Below are 19241 nucleotides of genomic sequence, written 5' to 3'. Positions count from 1 at the left end.
ATGGATAAAAAAAACGTAAATGCGTATCTGGCGTTAGCCGTAGTCTGTATCGTGTGGGGCACCACCTATTTTGCCATGCGCATCGGGGTCGCAACTTTTCCGGCGTTCCTATTTTCCGGCATCCGGCAAGTCATCGCTGGAGTCCTGATGATGGCGTTTCTATTACTAACGGGACAAAAACTGGTCATCAGCCGCCGCGATATCACGCGTCAATTCGTTGCCGGCACGTTGATGATTGCACTTGGCAATGGCGTGGTTGGATGGGCCGAACGTTATATCCCCAGTGGGTTGGCAGCACTGATCGTTTCCATCATGCCGGTCTACGTCGTAATCATCGGCTACGTCGCCGGTACCGACCGGAAAGCCATCAACATCCATTTGATCATCGGCTTATTGTTGGGATGCATCGGCGTCGGACTTATCTTCCGGGATAACCTTGCGGACCTGGCGAATCCGAATTACCTCTACGGCGTATTAGCCGCATTCTTCGCTTGTTTTTGCTGGGCGGCGGGAACGGTATATACCAAGCATAGGCCATCGGCGGCAAAAACGTTAGTGAATGTCGCTTTTCAACTAACCAGCGGAGGTATTATGCTGCTTTTGGCCAGTGTATTCCTCGATGACTATTCACAGTTGGCCACAGTTACTTCGGATAGCCTGTGGGCATTGGCATATCTGATCTTATTCGGATCGCTGGCCTCATACGGCTGCTTTTTGTACGCACTTAAGCATCTGCCGCCCGGACTGGCGTCGGTTTATGCCTATGTGAATCCGTTTATCGCGCTTCTTTTGGGATATTTCTTTCTCCATGAGCGACTGACCTGGACTACCGCATTTGCATTAATTGTCACGCTCGGCGGCGTATTTTTCATCAACCGGAGTTACCAACCAAAAGTTAACAAATGACAAAAGACGAACTAAAAATCATCCCCTACGAATCCCGATTCCAAGCAGATTTTGAACGGATTAATAACGCTTGGGTAACCCAATACTTCCAAATGGAACCCATGGATCGCTACGTCCATGCAAATCCGGAAGAAGCCATTTTAAAACCCGGAGGGAAAGTTTTCCTCGCACAGGTAGAAGAGCGAATCGTGGGCACCGTTGCGCTCATACGCATATCCGACGACGCCTATGAACTGGCTAAAATGGGCCTGGAAACCTCCTACCGCGGCCAGGGAATCGGAAAAAAGCTATGCGCAGTGGCCATACGCACGGCAACCGAATTGGGCGCCAAACGGTTAGTCTTATATTCAAATCATCGATTAATCCCTGCACTGACGCTATACCGATCGATGGGGTTCAGGGAAACGCCGCTCCAATCCTCGGAATATCAGCGTGCCGATGTCAGGATGGAATTGCTGCTATCGCCCGCCACGGATAAGTGATTCCTACCGTTTTAAAATGTGAATGCGGATATATCCCACAAAACCCAGCGCAATCAGCGCGCCGGCTATCCCTTGAAAAATTAAGGTGTAATGAATACCCCAGACATTCGCCAGTGCCCCAATCAATAGGCTCCCCAGCGGAAATATTCCCTGAAAAGCCATGATGTAATAGCTGATCGCGCGGGCGCGGTAAGCGGGCATAGCGTGGGTTTGGATATAGGTATTGATACTTGAGTTCTGAACCATCATACCCATGGATGCCAGCACGGTACATAACAACGCCAAGGGCAACCACGATGCAAAGGAGAGCATCAGAATTCCAAATGCAAATAGCCCGGCGGCCTTCATAACGCGGAAACGCAAGTTGGTACCCGCTTTGGTGAGCGCCATGTAGACCGCACCGATCATCGCACCCAGTCCTGCCGCGCTTTCAAACCAACTGAAGGTCGTTGCATCGCCGCTGAACATCTCCCGTGCAATAACCGGAAGAAGGGTGGTATAAGGAATAACTAACAAACTCGAGCCTCCCAACAACAGGATAAGTGATGAAAGATGAGGCGAATGACGTAAGTAACTGAAGCCTTCCTTAAGGCCTTGCCATGTACTTTCCTGCTTGACTACTGGCGTCGAAAAAGACAGTTTCATCGCGAGCAGTGTGCCCAATACCGCAATAAAGCTCACAAAATTGGCCGTAAAACAGACGGCCTCTCCATACGTGCTTAGCAGAATACCTCCTATTGCCGGCCCCACCATCCGGGCGGCATTGAACGCCGACGAATTGAGCGCGATTGCGTTGGGCAGGTCCGCCCGATCGGGAACCAGCTCAACCATCAGCGATTGCCTTGCCGTCACATCAAAGGTATTGATAATTCCCTGCAATAAACTAAGCGCCCCGATCCAGAAAACACTGTAGTTCCCCAAAAATACCAGCAGTGCCAACGCACCGGCCTGAAACATCAGTCCGCTTTGTGTAATGAGCAGAATCCGGTATTTATTATGACGGTCTACGAAACTGCCAATAAACGGTGACAACACCAACGAAGGTACCAGCGACAGGAACGAAACCAACCCCAGAACAAAGGCCGACTCCGTAAGCCGGTATACGAGCCAACTTACCGCAATGCGCTGCATCCACGTGCCCATCAGCGAAATAGCTTGTCCGATGAAATGCAGCTTGTAGTTACGATGTTTAAATGCTCGCAGAATGTACATGTTTAGCGATTGATGGGTGCTGGACTGCCCGAATAAATGCAAAATCCATACCACAGCGGGTTAAAACTTTTTCGATAATTACGACAATTATGCGTAATTTTACAACTTGTAACTGAACAGATTGTTCATTAACCCTATATTTAGTTTATACATATGAAATTTTTCATTGATACTGCCAACCTTCAACAGATCAAAGAAGCCCAGGACCTGGGTGTACTGGATGGTGTAACCACCAACCCCAGCCTGATGGCCAAAGAGGGAATTACCGGACAAGAGAACATCATCAACCACTACAAGGCGATCTGTGACATCGTTGAGGGCGATGTAAGTGCGGAAGTAATCGCTACCGACTTTGACAACATCATCAAAGAGGGTGAAGCGCTGGCAAAACTCAACGACAAAATAGTCGTGAAAGTACCGATGATCAAAGAAGGCGTAAAAGCCATCAAATACTTTAGCAGCAACGGGATCAAAACCAACTGCACACTGGTATTCTCATCAGGGCAGGCATTGTTAGCGGCAAAAGCGGGCGCAACCTATGTATCTCCCTTCCTAGGGCGCTTGGATGACATTTCAACAGACGGTCTGTCGTTGATTGAAGACATCCGGTTGATTTACGACAACTACGGCTACGAAACGCAGATACTCGCCGCGTCCATCCGCCACGTGATGCATATCGTGGAATGCGCAAAAATCGGAGCGGACGTCATGACGGGACCGCTGTCCGCCATACTGGGCTTGCTCAAGCATCCGCTTACGGATAATGGCCTTGCTCAATTTCTGGCAGATCACGCCAAAGCGGCGGGAAAATAACAATACCCTGCCCACGGTCCCGGACCGTGGGCTGCTAATACGGTGCATCATGGTACCAACAACGGAAAAAGTCAAAGCCACAGCCGACGATAGATTTATCCGCCTGCTCCGCCAGAACAATCTGAAAGTAACGCAGCCGAGGCTCGGAGTACTGAAAATCATCTCCGGGAAAGAGACCGCCATTTCGCAACCGGATCTCGAAAAAATGCTGGGTGATACCGTCGATCGTGTGACACTTTATCGGGTGTTGGCGACTTTTGAAGAAAAGGGGATTCTCCATAAAATATTTGATCTCCACGGCACCGCTACCTATGCCCTGTGCTCGACCGAATGTGATGAGCATCACCATCACGACGAACATGTACATTTCATTTGCTCGGTGTGCAACAGCATCTACTGCCTTGACGACATCAAACTGCCCAAAATCAACCTTCCGGAAGGATACCAACTTCAGTCGGTCGGTATCAACGCTGTGGGGCTCTGTGCGGAATGCAAGGCGCTTACCAAATAAATCTGCCGGCAGATTGACATTAAGCAACGCATAGCTAAACATTAACCAATAAGCCTCAAACCATCAACACAATCAATAACTTATAACGATTAGTTTAAACGTAAAGTTCATATGATGTGTTTAGCAAATCAATCGCTTAAACGCGTTGTTAAGCGAACATCCTCCGGCCTTGCACGAGCACATTCTTTAAGCTAAAATACTTCTATAGTTTAAGCTAAAACAAAAACATACAAACAATAAATATCTTTTTATCAAATAGTTGATAATTTTATGTAAACTACTGGTTACAATTTGGTGTTTAGCAACCCCGCCTTTGTTTTCCGGTCGGCATTTGTTATTTATTTGTATCTTAGCGAGGAAAATGACTTGGATTAAGACACACGTTACGCGTTTCAGGAAGTTTGGCAAAACCCGGAAAGGCAGAACCATCATTGTGTCCATCGTCCTATTGTGGGCACTCTTTTACGCCGCTTTGCCCAAACCACTTTTCCACTCGCCTACTTCGTACGTAATTGAAGATAACGCAGGAAACCTGCTGGGCGCTTCCATTGCAGCCGACGGGCAATGGCGTTTTCCGGCTACCGGCGTGGTTCCGGATAAGTTTGCCAGGTGCATCGTGGCCTTCGAAGATAAGCGGTTTTATTTTCACCCCGGCGTGGATCCCATCGCAGTCGCCCGTGCCGTTTTTCAAAATCTTTCAGGCAGACGAGTGGTCAGCGGCGGCAGTACATTGAACATGCAGGTTATCCGGATGAGCCGTAACAAACCGCGCACAGCCTGGCAAAAACTGATCGAAGCATTTTTGGCGCTTCGGCTGGAGGCAGGCTACAGCAAATCTTCCATTCTGCGGTTATATAGCGCGAATGCTCCCTTTGGCAGCAATGTCGTCGGGCTGGACGCCGCCGCCTGGCGTTACTTCGGGCGTCCGCCGGCACAGCTCTCATGGGCGGAGACTGCTATGCTCGCTGTATTACCGAATGCCCCGAGCCTCATACATCCCGGGCGCAACCGTACGATCCTGCTCGCCAAACGGAATACGCTGCTGGATAAGCTGGCTTCGATGGGGACACTCGATTCCAGCACCGCTGAACTCGCCAAACTGGAACCCTTGCCCGACAAGCCTCACCCACTCCCCCGGATTGCCCCACATCTTTTGGAACGTTTTAAGAAAGAACGGGCTCAACTCGGTGTTAACTCGACGCGCGTCCGCACCTCGGTCGATGTTGAGCTACAGCAACAGGTTTCCGACATCGTCGACCGTTACCATCGAAACCTCAGCGCAAACGGCATTCACAACGCCGCGGCACTCGTGCTGGATGTGGAAACGGGACATGCCCTCGCATACGTTGGCAACGTACACACGCCTCGATCCGATGAATCGGAAAACCAGGTAGACATGATCACGTCGTTGCGGAGCCCGGGCAGTACCCTAAAACCGCTCCTCTATGCAGCTATGCTTACGGATGGACTCCTATTACCTCACACGTTGATTCCGGATATTCCCACTCAAATTGGCGGGTATATGCCGCAAAATTATGACCTCGGATACGATGGTGCCATACCTGCATCCCGGGCACTGAGCCGTTCGCTCAATATACCTGCCGTGAAAATGTTGCAGCAGTACAAGTACCAGCGCTTTCATCCCTACCTGAAACGCTTGGGAATCCATAGTCTTAACCGCCCGGCAGATTTCTATGGCCTATCGATGATCCTGGGCGGATGCGAAGTGACGCCCTGGGAGCTGGCCGGGGTCTACGCCAGCATGGCCCGCACGTTAAACCATTACAAGCGCTACGATGCAAATTACAACCCGGACGACTACCATGCGCCTTCTTACTTAAAAAGTAACGTCAGAGCGCCCCAAAAAGCGCCAGAGCGGGCTTCCGTAATCGACCATGCTTCGCTGTATTTTACATTCCAGGCCATGAACGAGGTAATGCGGCCCGGAGAAGAAGCCTTGTGGGAACAATTTGCGTCTTCCAAAAAAATCGCCTGGAAAACCGGCACCAGCTTTGGGTTCCGTGATGGATGGGCCGTGGGTCTTACGCCCACCCATGTCGTGTGCGTATGGGTGGGCAATGCGGACGGTGAAGGCCGACCGGGACTCACCGGTATTGAAACCGCAGCTCCGATCCTCTTTGACATTTTCGACCTGCTGCCATCTTCGGAGTGGTTTACAGCCCCCCTCGACCGCATGGTGCAAACAGCGGTTTGCCGGGAAAGCGGCTACCTGGCTGGACCTGATTGTGCGCACGCTGACACGGTTTACATTCCCGTTCCCGGTCACCGGTCGGCAGCCTGCCCCTATCACCAAACCATTCATACGAACCTGGAAGGCACTTTGCAGGTTACGGCCGACTGCCTGGCGCCAGACCAGATGGTGCCGGCCAAATGGTTTGTTTTACCGCCCGCAATGGAATATTATTACAAACCGCGCCACAGTAATTACCGTGAACTTCCGCCATTCGCACCGGACTGCCACCCCGATGGCGAGGCACGCGTGATGGAAATGATTTATCCCAAAGACCATGCAAAGATTTATATACCGCTGGAAATCGATGGACAGCGGGGACGGGTCATCTTCAATGCTGCCCATCGGAAAGCGGGCAGTCGGATCTATTGGCACCTGGATGACGCATTTGTCGGCGAAACACAAACCTTCCATCAATTGGCACTCCATATACCTGCCGGGCCTCATCGCATCACCTTAGTAGACGACAGGGGCACCCGCATCAGCCAGCGGTTTGAAATTTTAGAAAAATAACGATGCTCGAAACGATCGATTTACAACAAGTATTGGTATTGGATATCGAAACGGTATCCCAAAAAGCCACTTATGCCGAACTACCCGCCCATTTGCAACAGTTGTGGGCACATAAAGTACGGAATACCCTCAAAGAAGGAGAAACGGCAACCGATGTCTACCCGAACGCGGGACTGCACGCCGAATTTGGAAAAATCATCTGCCTATCGGTGGGTGTCTTTCACCATCGGGGCGGCCAAACCGGCTTCCGGATCAAATCGTTTGCCCATGCGGACGAACGAGAACTGCTGATCGGGTTTTCGGATTTACTGCGGTCACAACCCGCCAACCTTATTCTCTGTGCGCACAATGGACGGAATTTTGATTTTCCTTTTATCTGCAGAAGGATGTTGATTAACAGCTTACCCATCCCGGCACAACTGGACATATCGGGTAAAAAGCCTTGGGAAACCAACCATTTGGACACCCTGGAACTGTGGCGATTTGGCGATTTCCGCAGTTACATCTCACTCAACCTGCTGGCTGCGGTGCTGGACATTCCCACGCCAAAAGACGACATCAGCGGCGAAGACGTGTACCGGGTATACCACGAGGAAAACAATTTGGAGCGTATCCGTGTCTATTGCGAAAAGGATGTCATCACCACGGCACAGATATTGCGCAGATTGCGGGGCGAACCGTTGATCGAACCGGCCACAATCAGCTTCGCCGACTAGAAACAGAATCAACGTTAGAAAACAAAAACAACCATGTCAAATAAAAAAAACCAAGCATTTAAACATATTCTCACGCAGTTGATCTCCGATGTCATCGAAAAATCGGGAAATAAGGCCCTGAATTATAAGCAGGTCGCTGCCAAGCTGAACCTTACGGATACCGAGTCGCGCAACACCATCCTCGATATCCTGCAGGAAGAGGCCCGCACCGGATTATTGCGAGAAGTGGAGAAAGGCAAGTACGCCCTGAAAGAATTGAAAGCCTTCGTGGTGGGCCGTGTAGACATGACGGCCGACGGCTCCGCTTTCATCGTACCGGAGGATGAATTCGAAGACGACATCTACATTGCCCCCCGTAAATTGCGTCAGGCATTGCACGGCGACCGCGTAAAGGTGCATACGTACGAAAAAAGACGCGGCAAGCGCAAGGAAGGGGAAGTCGTCGAAATTCTTGAACGCGCCCGCACCGAATTTACCGGTACCATCAACATATCGCCGCGTTTTGCTTTTTTGATCGCTGACGACCGCAAAATGTTAAATGACATCTTTGTGCCATTGGCCGATCTCAATGGTGCGCAGGATGGCGAAAAGGTGGTGGTGACCATTACCGAATGGCCGCAGGACAGCAAGAATCCGGTGGGTAAGGTGAAGCATGTACTGGGTAAAAAAGGTGAGAATGACACCGAGATGAACGCCATCCTGGCCGACTTCGGCTTTCCGCTGGAGTTTCCCCACGCCGTGGAGCAAGCAGCCAGTGCCTTTTCACAGACGATTTCTCCGGACGAAATTGCCAAACGGCGCGATTTCCGGTCCGTTACCACCTTCACCATCGACCCCGCTGATGCCAAGGACTTTGACGATGCCATTTCCTTCCAGCAACTTCCCAACGGCCATTATGAAATCGGCGTTCACATTGCAGATGTCACGCATTTTGTTCAGCCGGATTCACCGTTGGACAAAGAAGCCTTTGAACGCGGCACCTCCGTTTACCTCGTGGACCGCGTTATCCCGATGCTTCCCGAACGCTTGTCCAACGACTTGTGCTCTTTGCGTCCACACGAAGACCGGCTGGTATTTTCGGCCATATTCGAGATGGATGAGCAGGCCAACGTTATCCAAGAATGGTTCGGCAAAGGCATCATCCATTCCGATAGGCGGTTCAGCTATGAAGAGGCCCAAGAGATACTGGAAAACAAGCAGGGTGAATTCAGCCAGGAACTGCTTACATTGAACAAGCTGGCTTACATCCTGCGCGACCGCAAATTCAAGCACGGCGCCATCAGCTTCGAAACCACGGAGGTTAAGTTCAATCTGGATGAACATGGCAAACCACTCGGGGTATACGTCAAAGAGCGAAAAGATGCACACCGGTTGATTGAAGATTTCATGCTGCTGGCCAACCGTCGCGTCGCGGAATTCATCGGCAAACAGGGAAAGGGCAACAACAAAAAGACGTTCGTATACCGGGTGCACGATGTACCGAAAGAGGAAAGTATTACGGCCTTTGCACAATTTGCCGCCCGCTTCGGATATAAGCTCAATACGAAATCGGACCGCGAAACCGCCCGTTCGCTCAATGCCCTGATGGAACGGGTGGAAGGCACCAAGGAGCAGAATGTGCTGACGACGCTCGCCATCCGTTCCATGGCCAAGGCCATTTATACCACCAAGAAAACCAGCCACTACGGACTGGCGTTCGACTACTATACCCACTTCACCTCTCCGATCCGGCGTTATCCCGACGTGATGGTACACCGCTTATTGGAGCATTATCTTGAAGGCGGAAAATCGGTTAACGCTGAAGCTTACGAGAAGCTCTGCGAGCACTCCTCCCAAATGGAAAAGAAAGCGGCAGATGCCGAACGCGCTTCAGTGAAATACAAACAGGCTGAATTTTTACAGGATCAGGTGGGCGAAACGTACCTGGGTATCGTTTCGGGCGTGACCGAATGGGGCATGTATGTCGAGATCGAAGAAAATAAATGCGAGGGAATGGTCCGCTTGCGTGACATTACGGACGATTTTTATGCGCTGGATGAAAAGAATTACGCCATCATTGGCCAGCGGAAGAAAAAACGGTACCAATTGGGTGACGAAGTACAGATACGGGTGAAAAAAGTGGACCTGGCCAAACGGCAGATTGATTTTACGTTGATTTCATAAACTATTTCTGAACGCCGGCCCCAAACATTCCGTCTGGTTTTTTGTTTCATTCCCGAATCTTTCATAAATAGGGTTATCGTATTTATTCACTATCTTTGAAAGTAAGGAACATTAGTTAAACGGCTTTATCGGAATCGCATGCAAGAAACCCCTACCAAACGGCCCTACGCATTGGAATTGGCTGCAAGCCTGTTTTCCCTGGCACTCATCATTGCCTTGATGTATGTCCTGCAAAGTGTATTGCTCCCCCTTATGTTCTCAATCCTCATCTCCATCTCGCTCTACCCGGTGGCAGGCTCGCTGGAGCGGTTGCGGCTGGGGAAAGCCTTTTCTGCGCTGTTAGCGGTTATTCTGGCCATCGCCATCCTCTCCGGCCTGATCTGGTTTATTGTCCACCAAGTGATTGTCATCGGCCGCGACGGGGCGGAAATCCAGACGAAATTCCTCTCCATTTTTGACACCATACAACATTGGCTGCAGGACCGTTTCGGACTGGAACCCACAGAGGTGGTGGAGCGGTTGCGGGGACAGGCAAATCAGATCCTTTCCAATGCGGCGTCTTATCTTACCGCAGCATTCGGCTCGTTGGGAAATGTATTGGCCGGGGTGATTTTGGTACCGCTGTTTTCCTTTTTTTTACTCTACTACCGGGTTTTCTTCCGTGAATTCTTTTTCCGCGCATTTCGCTCAACACCGCAGGATGTGGTCCACAATACCCTCAATAAGATTTATACCGTAGTGCAAAGTTACCTGCTAGGGCTGGTCACGGTCATGGGCATTGTGGCCATACTCAATACGGTAGGGCTGTGGATCATGGGTATTCAATATGCCTGGTTTTTCGGCACGCTGGCTTCTCTGCTGATGTTACTTCCCTATATCGGAATCGCCATCGGCTCGATACTTCCGGCATTATTTGCGTTGGCAACCAAAGACACCGCTTGGTATGCAGTCGGAGTCATCGCCTGGTTCCAGGTCGTACAGTTTTTGGAAGGCAACGTGATCACACCCAACATTGTAGGCAGCAAAGTAAGCATCAATCCCTTAATGGCCATCATTTCCATCTTATTGGGCGGCATGCTTTTCGGCCTTGCCGGATTGATCCTGGCGCTGCCGCTTACCGCCACAATTAAGGTCATTTTTGACGCTGTGCCGTCGATGAATGCATTCGGATTCCTGATCGGGGAACCTGAAAAATACCACCTTAAGCGGTATTCAACCAAAATTCTCCTGAAGCGGTGGAATTTACGCGATATCCTGGAGGCCAAAGAGAAAAAGAACCAAGCAACCAAAGAAGACAAAACATCAGCGGAAGACTAACCTTTCACAGGTTCGCGAGCGTTGGCGGGTTGTAAAAATCCATTGATATTCGTGAACAATTGGCTTAATGCACTGTTAAACTCTTAGGTACTTAAATGCAGACGCCATGAAAAGAAAGAACATTGCAGAAACCCCGGAACAGAACCGTAACAGGGAGATGGGAAATCCCACATCCGACAAGACATTCAAGGACATGCGCACCCTAAAGCGCCACCAAGGCCTGCCCAATGCGGGAGGTGTCCGCACGGGCAAGTCCAAAATCGATAACGGCCAAGGCAATGAAAACAGCTAATCTCACTGTACATCTATTTTCGGTGGCATCAATTTATACACGACCGGCGTCACCACCCGTGAAAGCAGGGTTGAGCTAATCAATCCGCCGATCATTACCACCGCTAATGGCGAAATCAACGGATTGCTTGACCACGCTATTGGCAGCAGTCCTCCTATTGCGGTCAGCGAAGTAAGGATGATGGGCAGAAACCGCATTTCGCCGGCCTTTTCGATTGCCTCGTTCAGTTCCATGCCTTCCCTGCGTAGCTGATTCGTGAAATCGACCAGTAGAATGGTGTTTTTTACCTCGATCCCTGCGAGCGCCACCAATCCGATCGTAGCAACGAAAGACAGGGTATTGCCGGTAACCAACAGCGCCAATACGGCTCCCACGATCCCCAGCGGAATGACTGAAAGGACAATCAGCGTGCTTTTCAGGGTCTTGAATTCAAGCACGAGCACCGCGATAAACAGAAACACGGTAACAAGAATAACCGTACCGAATCCACCGAACGATTGTTCGCGGCTCTCCACCTCCCCGCCCATCTCGTAATGATATCCGGCAGGCAGTTTTAAGGCGTCCATCTGGCCGGCCACATCCTCTATCACTTCGTCGTTGGTATATCCGGCGTTCACGAAACAATTGACTGACACCGTACGTTCGCGATTGATATGGTAAATTGCGGGTGGCGAAGGCTCAAGCTTCAGCGTGGCCAGTTGACTGAAGGGTATTGCCGTTCCCTGTACATTGTCAATGTAGATCTGATCAAACACCGACAAATCGGGATACGATGCCCTGGGTACGCTGAGCCGCACCAGGTAATCGTCATCGTCAGAAACAGGGTCTGTATACGTCGTTACATCCACGCCAGCCAGCACCATGCGCACAGTGCGATCGATGTTGGCGGTAGGTACCCCAAGCGCCAATGCCTTATCCCGCTGGATGTCCACCTGTATATCGGTTTTGTCATTGCTTACGGGATTATTTATATATAACGTGCCGGGTGTCCGTTCCATCATTCGCTCCACCCGGTAAGCGAGTTGCTTCAAGGTATCCAGGTTGTCCCCGAAGAGACGCACTTCCACCGGGGAGATCACGGGCACGCCCTGCTCGAAGTTCTTGACCTCTACCTTAGCCCCCAGGTACGGCGTCCATCGCTGCCGAAGCCGCTCGATCAACGCTTCTTTATCTTTCGCCGAGGTTTCCGGCTGCAGTTGCACAAAGATTTCAGCGAAATCCGCCCTTTCATTGGCCTGTTCCACGTTGTAGTAAATCCGTGGGTTTCCTTTGCCCACGTTGGAGGCAAAGTACCGCACTTCCGGCAATGAATCCAGTTCCTTTTCGATCTGGCGCGTAATGCTGTCGGTTGTATAGATGTTCGCTTGCAGGGGCGCGCTGATCCGGATCAGAAATTGCGGCTTTTCCGATGCCGGAAACAGGCTGAATCCGATGACCGGAATAAGCGCCAGGGCACCTACAAAAATGACCACGGCGATAGCAACCGAATGCCAGGGACGTTTCAGTGCACGGTCAAGCAACACCGAATACGTACGATGTATCGTACGTTGCAGCCAGCGCAGCACCGCGTTCCCTTCCGGGTGTTCGTGCGGCTTCAGCAGGCGGCTGGAAAGAAACGGCACGACCAGCAGGGCCACGATCATGGACGCCAATACCGAGCCAATGACCGACATGGGCAGACTGCGGATAAAGTCGCCCGCCTGTTCGGGCATAAACATGAGCGGCATGAAGGCAATGGCCAACGTAGCGGTACACCCCACCACCGCCAACGCAATCTGATGCGTACCCTTGATGGCCGCCTCGACACGCGAAAACCCCTCACGCATCCACCGTTCGATATTTTCGACAACGACAATGCTATCGTCGACCACCAGTCCCAACGCTACCACGAACCCAACGATACTTAACTGGTTCAACGAGTAGCCGAGCACATTGAGCAAAATCACGCCCATGGCCAATGAAAGCGGCACGGCGATCATAACGACCAGAGACGCCCGTGTGCCAAGCGGCAGTAAGGTAATGAGCACCAGGGTCACTGCAATCAGGAAGTCAACTCCAAGACCGCTCAGCCGTTTATTCACATTTTCTCCCTGATCAAAGTGCAGCACCATGTCGATATTGTCCGGTAGGCGCCCCCTGAATTGGTCAAGCACCTGAAGATAGACCTCCTGTGTGCGACTGATATTTTCTCCGGCTTTCTGTGCCGCATTGACAAACACGGCCCGGTGCCCATTCAAGCGGGTAATGTGCGTTTCCGGAGCGAAATCAGCGTATACATCGGCAACATCCCTCAACAAAATGTTCTTGCCCTGCGCGCTTGAGACGATGGTATTCCGGATCCCCTCTATGCTCTGATAATTGCCGCTGGTTTTGATGCTGAACACCCTTCCTCCAGCCAGCACACTGCCGCCCGGAATATTCGCCCCTTCACTTTGGATGGCTTGCATCACCTGGTTGAGCGGAATTCCCAATTGTGCAAGCCGGGCAGGTTCTACGTCCACACGGATCAGCTGATCCGTCAGGCCACTTACTTTGACTTCCTTGAGCGACTTCACCTGCTCCAAGGCCTCCTTCAGATCGTCCGACACCTCTTTCATCATTTTTCGCGACGCGTTTTCAGAAATCAGTGCCACTTGCAGGACATTGACCCCAGTCGGGTCGATTTGCTGTACGTCGATGCTGTAAAGTTCAGCCGGCAATCGGGGTCGCAGTGCGCTGACCTCGCGGATCAGCTCCTGGTATTTATTATCGTAATCCACGCCGTGCTCATATTCTACAAACAGTACGGCCAAACCGTTCACGATCGTCGTCCGGATGCGCTTGATGTTATCCAAGTCGTATAGTCGGGACTCGATGGGCTTCACGACCAGTTGTTCCATATCCTTGGGATTGGTACCCGGATATATCACCACCACCGGGAAATTAGGCGGCTGCATTTCAGGGTCTTCCGCACGAGGCATGGTTAGGATGCTGCTCACCCCGATGGCAATGACCATCAGCACCATGATGAGCGTAAACTGGTAATTCTTAATCGGATATTTAATCAAATCCATGGCCAATCTATTTTACCGCGATTTTTGAACCGTCCCGGAGATAGGGGCTGCCTGACACGATCAACGAGGTAGCATGCTCCAATCCTCCTGTCACCACCACATGGTCTTTCTGTATTTCCCCGATTTGTACCGGAATGCGACGTGCCGTTTGACCGTCGTCGGTCACAAATACATAACCGGTACCCGCATCACCATCCAACAGCGCCTCATAAGGTATATACCAAGCACCCGTTTGTGCCGACAGGCGGATCTCCGCCTTACCGAACATACCCGAAGCGACGTCAGGAAGCCCCTGTTCGTTCAATTTCAAATAAATGGCGAAGGTTCCGGATTGTGGATCGATTCCTTCCGATTTGCGGTGAACCGTCGCTTGAAAGCGCGCTCCCCCCGCCGCATCGGTGGTCACCGCTGCCAGATCGCCCAATTGGATAGCCGACCATTGTCGATCGCTCACTCCCACTTTAAGCAGCCAACCGCTACGTCCGGTGCTGCTCACCACCAGAACCGGGCTACCCGGTCCGACCACCTGCCCCGGACTGGCAGGGCGTTGCAACACATAACCGTCGAACGCCGCACGGATATGGGTATGGCCAAGGTTATATGCGGCGCGTTCCGCGTCTTGCTTCGCAGCCTCGTACGCTGTTTCCGCATTTTCCATCTGCTCCTGGGTGGCAACACTGTCGAGAAACAGTTGTCGCGCGCGCCGGTAGTCGCGCTCGGCCTTCTCCACTCCCAGCTGCGCCTGTCTCACCGCGGTGTTGACTTCGGTCGATTCCAACGATGCCAGTACCTGCCCTTTACGGAAGGAGTCCCCTTCCCTGACACCAATCTGCTGAATGACACCGCCATTCTTAAATGCCAGAACCGTTTCATCGTCGGTTGTAAAGGTACCGGTGGCACGGATTAACTGACTGGTATCACGCGTTGCCAATTGGATGGTGCGCACCGGGATCACGTCGCTGTCTGCCAACCCGTCGGTGCGTTGCTCACCACGGCTGCAGGCACTCAAGCATAGCGCAACGGCTATGAGATGATGGCTGAATGTTTTCACGTCCATTGTCTTGATTTTTATGGGGTAAGGGGATAACTTGCTTGTTCACGTTCGAGCGTTGCAGATGCAGAAAGCACTTGGTACGTACTGATCAGCAAGGCCATGCTGGCCGAAGTATACTGATTGCGTGCATCAACCGTCTCTATGTAGCTATTCGTTCCGGCTTGGTAACCTTTGTCAATCAGCCGCCGGTAAGCCCGGGCAGCTTCCAATTGCGTTTTCGACGACTCATAATTTTTCCAAGCCGACTGGAGGTTGTGGTAGGCAACGGAATTGGTTAGCCGCAATTGCCGCCTTGCATCTTCCAGCTTCAATTGCGCATCCTGCAGATCTAAGCGCGATTGCTGGATTTTATACGTATTGCGGTTGCCGCTGAAAATCGGAAATTCCAATTGTAATCCGGCCATGTAATAACGTGTCTGTCCGTTGAAATGGAAACCTTCCGACTGCGACCCCAGATCAAGGAAGGCATTCAATTTAGGAACGGCAAACCGTTGATCCATTTTTAACTTCGTCGAACGCATGTCGATGGCCGTTGCCAGCGACCTCAATTCTTCCCGCTCGTCGCGGATAGGATTATCGCTGTGCAATGCCGTCGCAGCCTCCAAAAGCGCAGCATCGTGATCAAAAACCGTATCAATCGCTGCTTCTTCCGAACGATTGAGCAGGCTGTTGAAATAGGCCCGCGCGTTTCTGACTTTCAATTCAGCGTCCGTTAACTTCGCTGTAGATTCCGCAACTTCACTGTTTGATCGCAATACATAGGCGGGAAGTCCTTTCCCATTCTCCACCAGCTTTTCATTGGTACGCTGCCCCTCCCGGGCAGATTCCAACGCTGCCTGGTAAATATCCGTTGCCCGCAGGGCGCTAAGGTAATTGAAGTAGGCTACCTTGATCTCCTTAATCAACTCACGCTTGTAAATTGCCAAGTCCAATTCGCTGAGCAGCAACTGCTGTTCATGAATACGCTTGTTCATGCCGATATCGGTATTGATAAGTGGCAAGGTAGTGCGGATGTGCGCGTCGTAATAGTTCTTCGGCAGGAAATTGATGGTCTCATTTTCTATTTCGGGAAATGATCCCGTTCCGGTCAACTGGTTTAACGTACGATAAACGGGGTTGAGCAAATCACCTATCGGAAGCGGGATATTCCGGCCGCCGTCGGCCGTCTGATACCCGGCTTGGAACGCAACGGTCGGAAGATACAGGCTTTTGGCCGCCTTCAGTGCATACCTGGCTTTTTGAAGCGACACGTCGCGCTGTTTCATCACCAGATTACTCGCCAACCCTTCCTGGACGTATCGATCCAACGTCTCCTGCGCCATTCCTTCACCAAGAGAAAGGCCTAACAGAATTGTTAATAGTGTTCTCATTATTAACAGTGTTTACTATTGAACAAAAAAATTCATTTGAATCGCTCGAGTAGTTGCAAATATGCTCCGAACACACGGTCCAACAACGTGTCCTGCTTCACAAGCTCTATGTGGCTGCATTTTTCGGCAATGTGTTTAAAATGGCTGGTAATATGCAACGAGCACAGCCCGTGCACCACGCTCCACGAGAGCATCGCCATTTCCTCGGCTTGTATATCATGAAAGTAACCACGTGCCTTACAGCCTTCCACGGTTTCTATCAACGCATCAAATACCCGTTCGCCCTCCTCCCATTCATCCTCCGGATGGTGTGCTTGCAGATACTGCATGGGTTCTTTTAAGATAAACATTAACTCGTAAAAATCAGGGTGATCGATCGCGAACTGGATGTATCCTTTACCCATTGCCTTCAAACGCTCAAAGGGATCGTCCACATAGGCAAGTGTGGAGAACCGCTCGCGCAGTAAACCGAACCCTTCTTGATGGAGTGCGTAAGCGATATCGGTTTTATCCTTGTAGTACAAATAAATTGTCGTCGGACTGAACTCGATCTCCGCCGCGATTTTCCGGATGGAGGTCGCCTCATACCCCTCAGTGACAAATAGTTTCTTCGCCGCCTCGAGAATCCGGGCCTTCAGATCTTCCCGGTGCCTTTCCTTTCTTTCTTTGATACCCATACCGATTAATTAACAAGGCAAAGTTAATTAACACTGTTAATTTATCAAGTATTTTTTTATTTTTTTCTACATTAACGCTCATTACTCACCAAAAAACCGGCAAACAACCCGACGATAAGAACATTATTCACTATATAAACCATAATTTTGAATATTATTCAAATTATCACTATATTTGCAGAATAATGAACAAGATAGAATATAATTTAGATCAGACTGATTATACCATCTTAAGATTGATGCAGGAGAACGCTCGCATCAGCAATGCGGACATCGCCCGTGAATTGGGGATGGCTCCTTCAGCTATTTTGGAGCGGATAAAAAAGTTGGAGCAGCGGGAAGTGATTTTACAATACCGAACCAAAATCAATCCCGTCGCCTTAGGTCAAACTTTACTATCCTTCATTTTTATCCGTGCAGCGGATGGCATCGGGTGCGCGACCACGGGGCAAGCCCTGGCCGCCATCCCTGAAGTGCAGGAGGTACACGATATTGCAGGCGACGACGGTTACCTGGTAAAAGTCCGAACCGCAGATTCTACGGCGCTGGTCGAACTGATGCGTAATTCGTTTGCGAAAATACCCAGTATTATCTCTACCCGGACGACCATCGTATTAGAGACCGTCAAAGAGGAACAACAATTGGTGATCCCCGGATTGGATGGATAGGAACAAGGAAACGCAGAACCGCGGGATAAGGAAAGAGAATAAACTATATGACAACGGAGACAACACAAGCTACGCATTCCAGATTAAAGGTTGTTGCGGCATTTGCCATGATTTACGTAGTCTGGGGGTCGACATTTTTTTTCATTCACAAGGCGTTGGCCGGCTTCGGCCCATTCTTGCTGGGGGCCGTACGGTTTATCACCGCCGGGCTTCTCATGCTGGCTTGGTGTTATTTCAAGGGGTACCGGATTTTCCACCGGCCGACCATCCTGCATGCAGGACTAATGGGTTTGTTGCTCCTATATGTCGACAACGGCATCATTATCTGGGTTGAGCAGTTCATGCCGAGCGGACTCGTTGCGATCATGTCGGCCTCTGCCGCCATTTGGTTCATCGTACTGGATAAACCCAATTGGAAAGTCAATTTCGGCAATCTCCCGGTGGTGATCGGTCTTTTTATGGGTTTTTTCGGCGTGGTCATGCTCTTTGGCGACCGACTGGCTCAAGCACTGGACGCGTCGCAACGGCAAGCAAACGCCTTGGGCATGTCACTTCTCTTACTCGGTACACTGGCCTGGACCATCGGCTCGCTATATTCCAAATATTACGGCCGGTCCAAAGGCGGGGAAAGCGGGAATGGCCTGGTGGGCACGGCATGGCAGATGTTCATTGCCGGAGCCGCTTTTACGCTCACGGCCGCAGGCCGGGGGGAAATTACGAGCTTCCGTATCGATATGGTGCCGGCCTCTGCGTGGTGGGCCATTGCCTATCTGATCGGCATGGGATCCATTGTTGCATACAGCTCATACATCTGGCTTTTGCAGATTCGGCCGGCGACAGAAGTAAGCACACACACCTATGTGAACCCCATTGTCGCTGTAATGCTCGGTGCCTGGTTTGCCCATGAAACGGTTTCCTATTCCCAATTGATCGCACTAATGGTTATTTTGGCGAGCGTCTTCCTGATTAACTGGGATGCATATAATCTATCTGCACTCTTCTCCAAACGCAAAAGCCGCTATGCGCGGCTCCGCGAAAACGTGCGCACACGGGCAAAAATCCGCGCCTCGCTTCCGACCTCTTCGGAAACCCCGCCTGTGGAAAAGCGTTTCCCGACCAACGGTTAACCCGCTATTAAAAAGTTGGCTCGTGCCCACAGCTTCTCATAAACTTTTTCACAATTTAACATAGGTTGGCTACCTTTGCCTACCCACGGCCATGCGCCAAAATGGGAAGTTTGCCA

General features: G+C 51.0%; 16 protein-coding genes. 11 read left to right on the top strand and 5 right to left on the bottom strand.

Going from position 1 to position 19241, the window contains the following annotated elements; all coding sequences use genetic code 11:
* Complete coding sequence (locus ACFQRK_RS02610; RefSeq protein WP_379003335.1) at positions 1-906, top strand: EamA family transporter; 906 nt, start codon at positions 1-3, stop codon at positions 904-906.
* Positions 903-1388 carry a GNAT family N-acetyltransferase gene (locus tag ACFQRK_RS02605; RefSeq protein ID WP_379003333.1) on the top strand — a complete coding sequence of 162 codons (486 nt, stop codon included), beginning with the start codon at positions 903-905 and terminating at the stop codon, positions 1386-1388. The genes ACFQRK_RS02610 and ACFQRK_RS02605 overlap by 4 nt, the downstream gene beginning before the upstream one ends.
* A gap of 3 nt (positions 1389-1391) precedes the next feature.
* Here ACFQRK_RS02605 and ACFQRK_RS02600 read toward each other — a convergent pair whose 3' ends face one another.
* Positions 1392-2600, bottom strand: a complete 1209-nt coding sequence (locus ACFQRK_RS02600; RefSeq protein ID WP_379003331.1) for an MFS transporter — start codon at positions 2598-2600, stop codon at positions 1392-1394.
* A gap of 153 nt (positions 2601-2753) precedes the next feature.
* On the opposite strand from ACFQRK_RS02600, the gene fsa reads away from it, so the two are divergent.
* From fsa to ACFQRK_RS02565, 7 genes are all read left to right on the top strand, one after another.
* Complete coding sequence (gene fsa, locus ACFQRK_RS02595) at positions 2754-3413, top strand: fructose-6-phosphate aldolase (RefSeq protein WP_379003329.1); 660 nt, start codon at positions 2754-2756, stop codon at positions 3411-3413.
* 49 nt (positions 3414-3462) lie between these two features.
* Positions 3463-3924, top strand: coding sequence for a Fur family transcriptional regulator (locus ACFQRK_RS02590; protein WP_379003326.1), 462 nt, complete (start codon positions 3463-3465; stop codon positions 3922-3924).
* Positions 3925-4285: 361 nt separating this feature from the next.
* Positions 4286-6688, top strand: coding sequence for a penicillin-binding protein 1C (pbpC, locus tag ACFQRK_RS02585; RefSeq protein ID WP_379003324.1), 2403 nt, complete (start codon positions 4286-4288; stop codon positions 6686-6688).
* A 2-nt stretch (positions 6689-6690) separates the two neighbouring features.
* The gene (locus ACFQRK_RS02580) at positions 6691-7404 is read left to right on the top strand and encodes a 3'-5' exonuclease (protein ID WP_379003322.1); all 714 of its coding nucleotides are present in this window, start codon (positions 6691-6693) and stop codon (positions 7402-7404) included.
* 33 nt (positions 7405-7437) lie between these two features.
* The gene (gene rnr, locus ACFQRK_RS02575) at positions 7438-9567 is read left to right on the top strand and encodes a ribonuclease R (protein WP_379003320.1); all 2130 of its coding nucleotides are present in this window, start codon (positions 7438-7440) and stop codon (positions 9565-9567) included.
* A gap of 138 nt (positions 9568-9705) precedes the next feature.
* On the top strand, positions 9706-10884 hold the full coding sequence (locus tag ACFQRK_RS02570; protein ID WP_379003318.1) for an AI-2E family transporter: 1179 nt from the start codon (positions 9706-9708) through the stop codon (positions 10882-10884).
* A 106-nt stretch (positions 10885-10990) separates the two neighbouring features.
* Complete coding sequence (locus tag ACFQRK_RS02565) at positions 10991-11176, top strand: hypothetical protein (protein ID WP_379003315.1); 186 nt, start codon at positions 10991-10993, stop codon at positions 11174-11176.
* A 2-nt stretch (positions 11177-11178) separates the two neighbouring features.
* Here the strand turns inward: ACFQRK_RS02565 and ACFQRK_RS02560 are convergent, their stop codons facing one another.
* The 4 genes from ACFQRK_RS02560 to ACFQRK_RS02545 are packed head-to-tail and all read right to left on the bottom strand — an operon-like array spanning position 11179 to position 17330.
* Entirely contained in the window at positions 11179-14229 is a 3051-nt protein-coding gene (locus ACFQRK_RS02560; protein WP_379003313.1) for an efflux RND transporter permease subunit, read from the bottom strand.
* Between the two features lie 7 nt (positions 14230-14236).
* Positions 14237-15286, bottom strand: a complete 1050-nt coding sequence (locus tag ACFQRK_RS02555; RefSeq protein WP_379003311.1) for an efflux RND transporter periplasmic adaptor subunit — start codon at positions 15284-15286, stop codon at positions 14237-14239.
* A gap of 11 nt (positions 15287-15297) precedes the next feature.
* Positions 15298-16653 carry a TolC family protein gene (locus tag ACFQRK_RS02550; RefSeq protein ID WP_379003309.1) on the bottom strand — a complete coding sequence of 452 codons (1356 nt, stop codon included), beginning with the start codon at positions 16651-16653 and terminating at the stop codon, positions 15298-15300.
* A gap of 32 nt (positions 16654-16685) precedes the next feature.
* Entirely contained in the window at positions 16686-17330 is a 645-nt protein-coding gene (locus ACFQRK_RS02545; protein WP_379003307.1) for a TetR/AcrR family transcriptional regulator, read from the bottom strand.
* Between the two features lie 185 nt (positions 17331-17515).
* Between ACFQRK_RS02545 and ACFQRK_RS02540 the strand changes: the two genes are divergently transcribed.
* On the top strand, positions 17516-17998 hold the full coding sequence (locus tag ACFQRK_RS02540) for an Lrp/AsnC family transcriptional regulator (protein ID WP_379003305.1): 483 nt from the start codon (positions 17516-17518) through the stop codon (positions 17996-17998).
* A 47-nt stretch (positions 17999-18045) separates the two neighbouring features.
* Positions 18046-19125, top strand: a complete 1080-nt coding sequence (locus ACFQRK_RS02535; RefSeq protein WP_379003303.1) for an EamA family transporter — start codon at positions 18046-18048, stop codon at positions 19123-19125.
* Positions 19126-19241 lie beyond the last annotated feature (116 nt).

The sequence above is a fragment of the Parapedobacter sp. GCM10030251 genome (genome assembly GCF_042666505.1).
Lineage (GTDB): Bacteria > Bacteroidota > Bacteroidia > Sphingobacteriales > Sphingobacteriaceae > Parapedobacter.
This window is presented reverse-complemented; position numbering and strand designations above follow the sequence as displayed.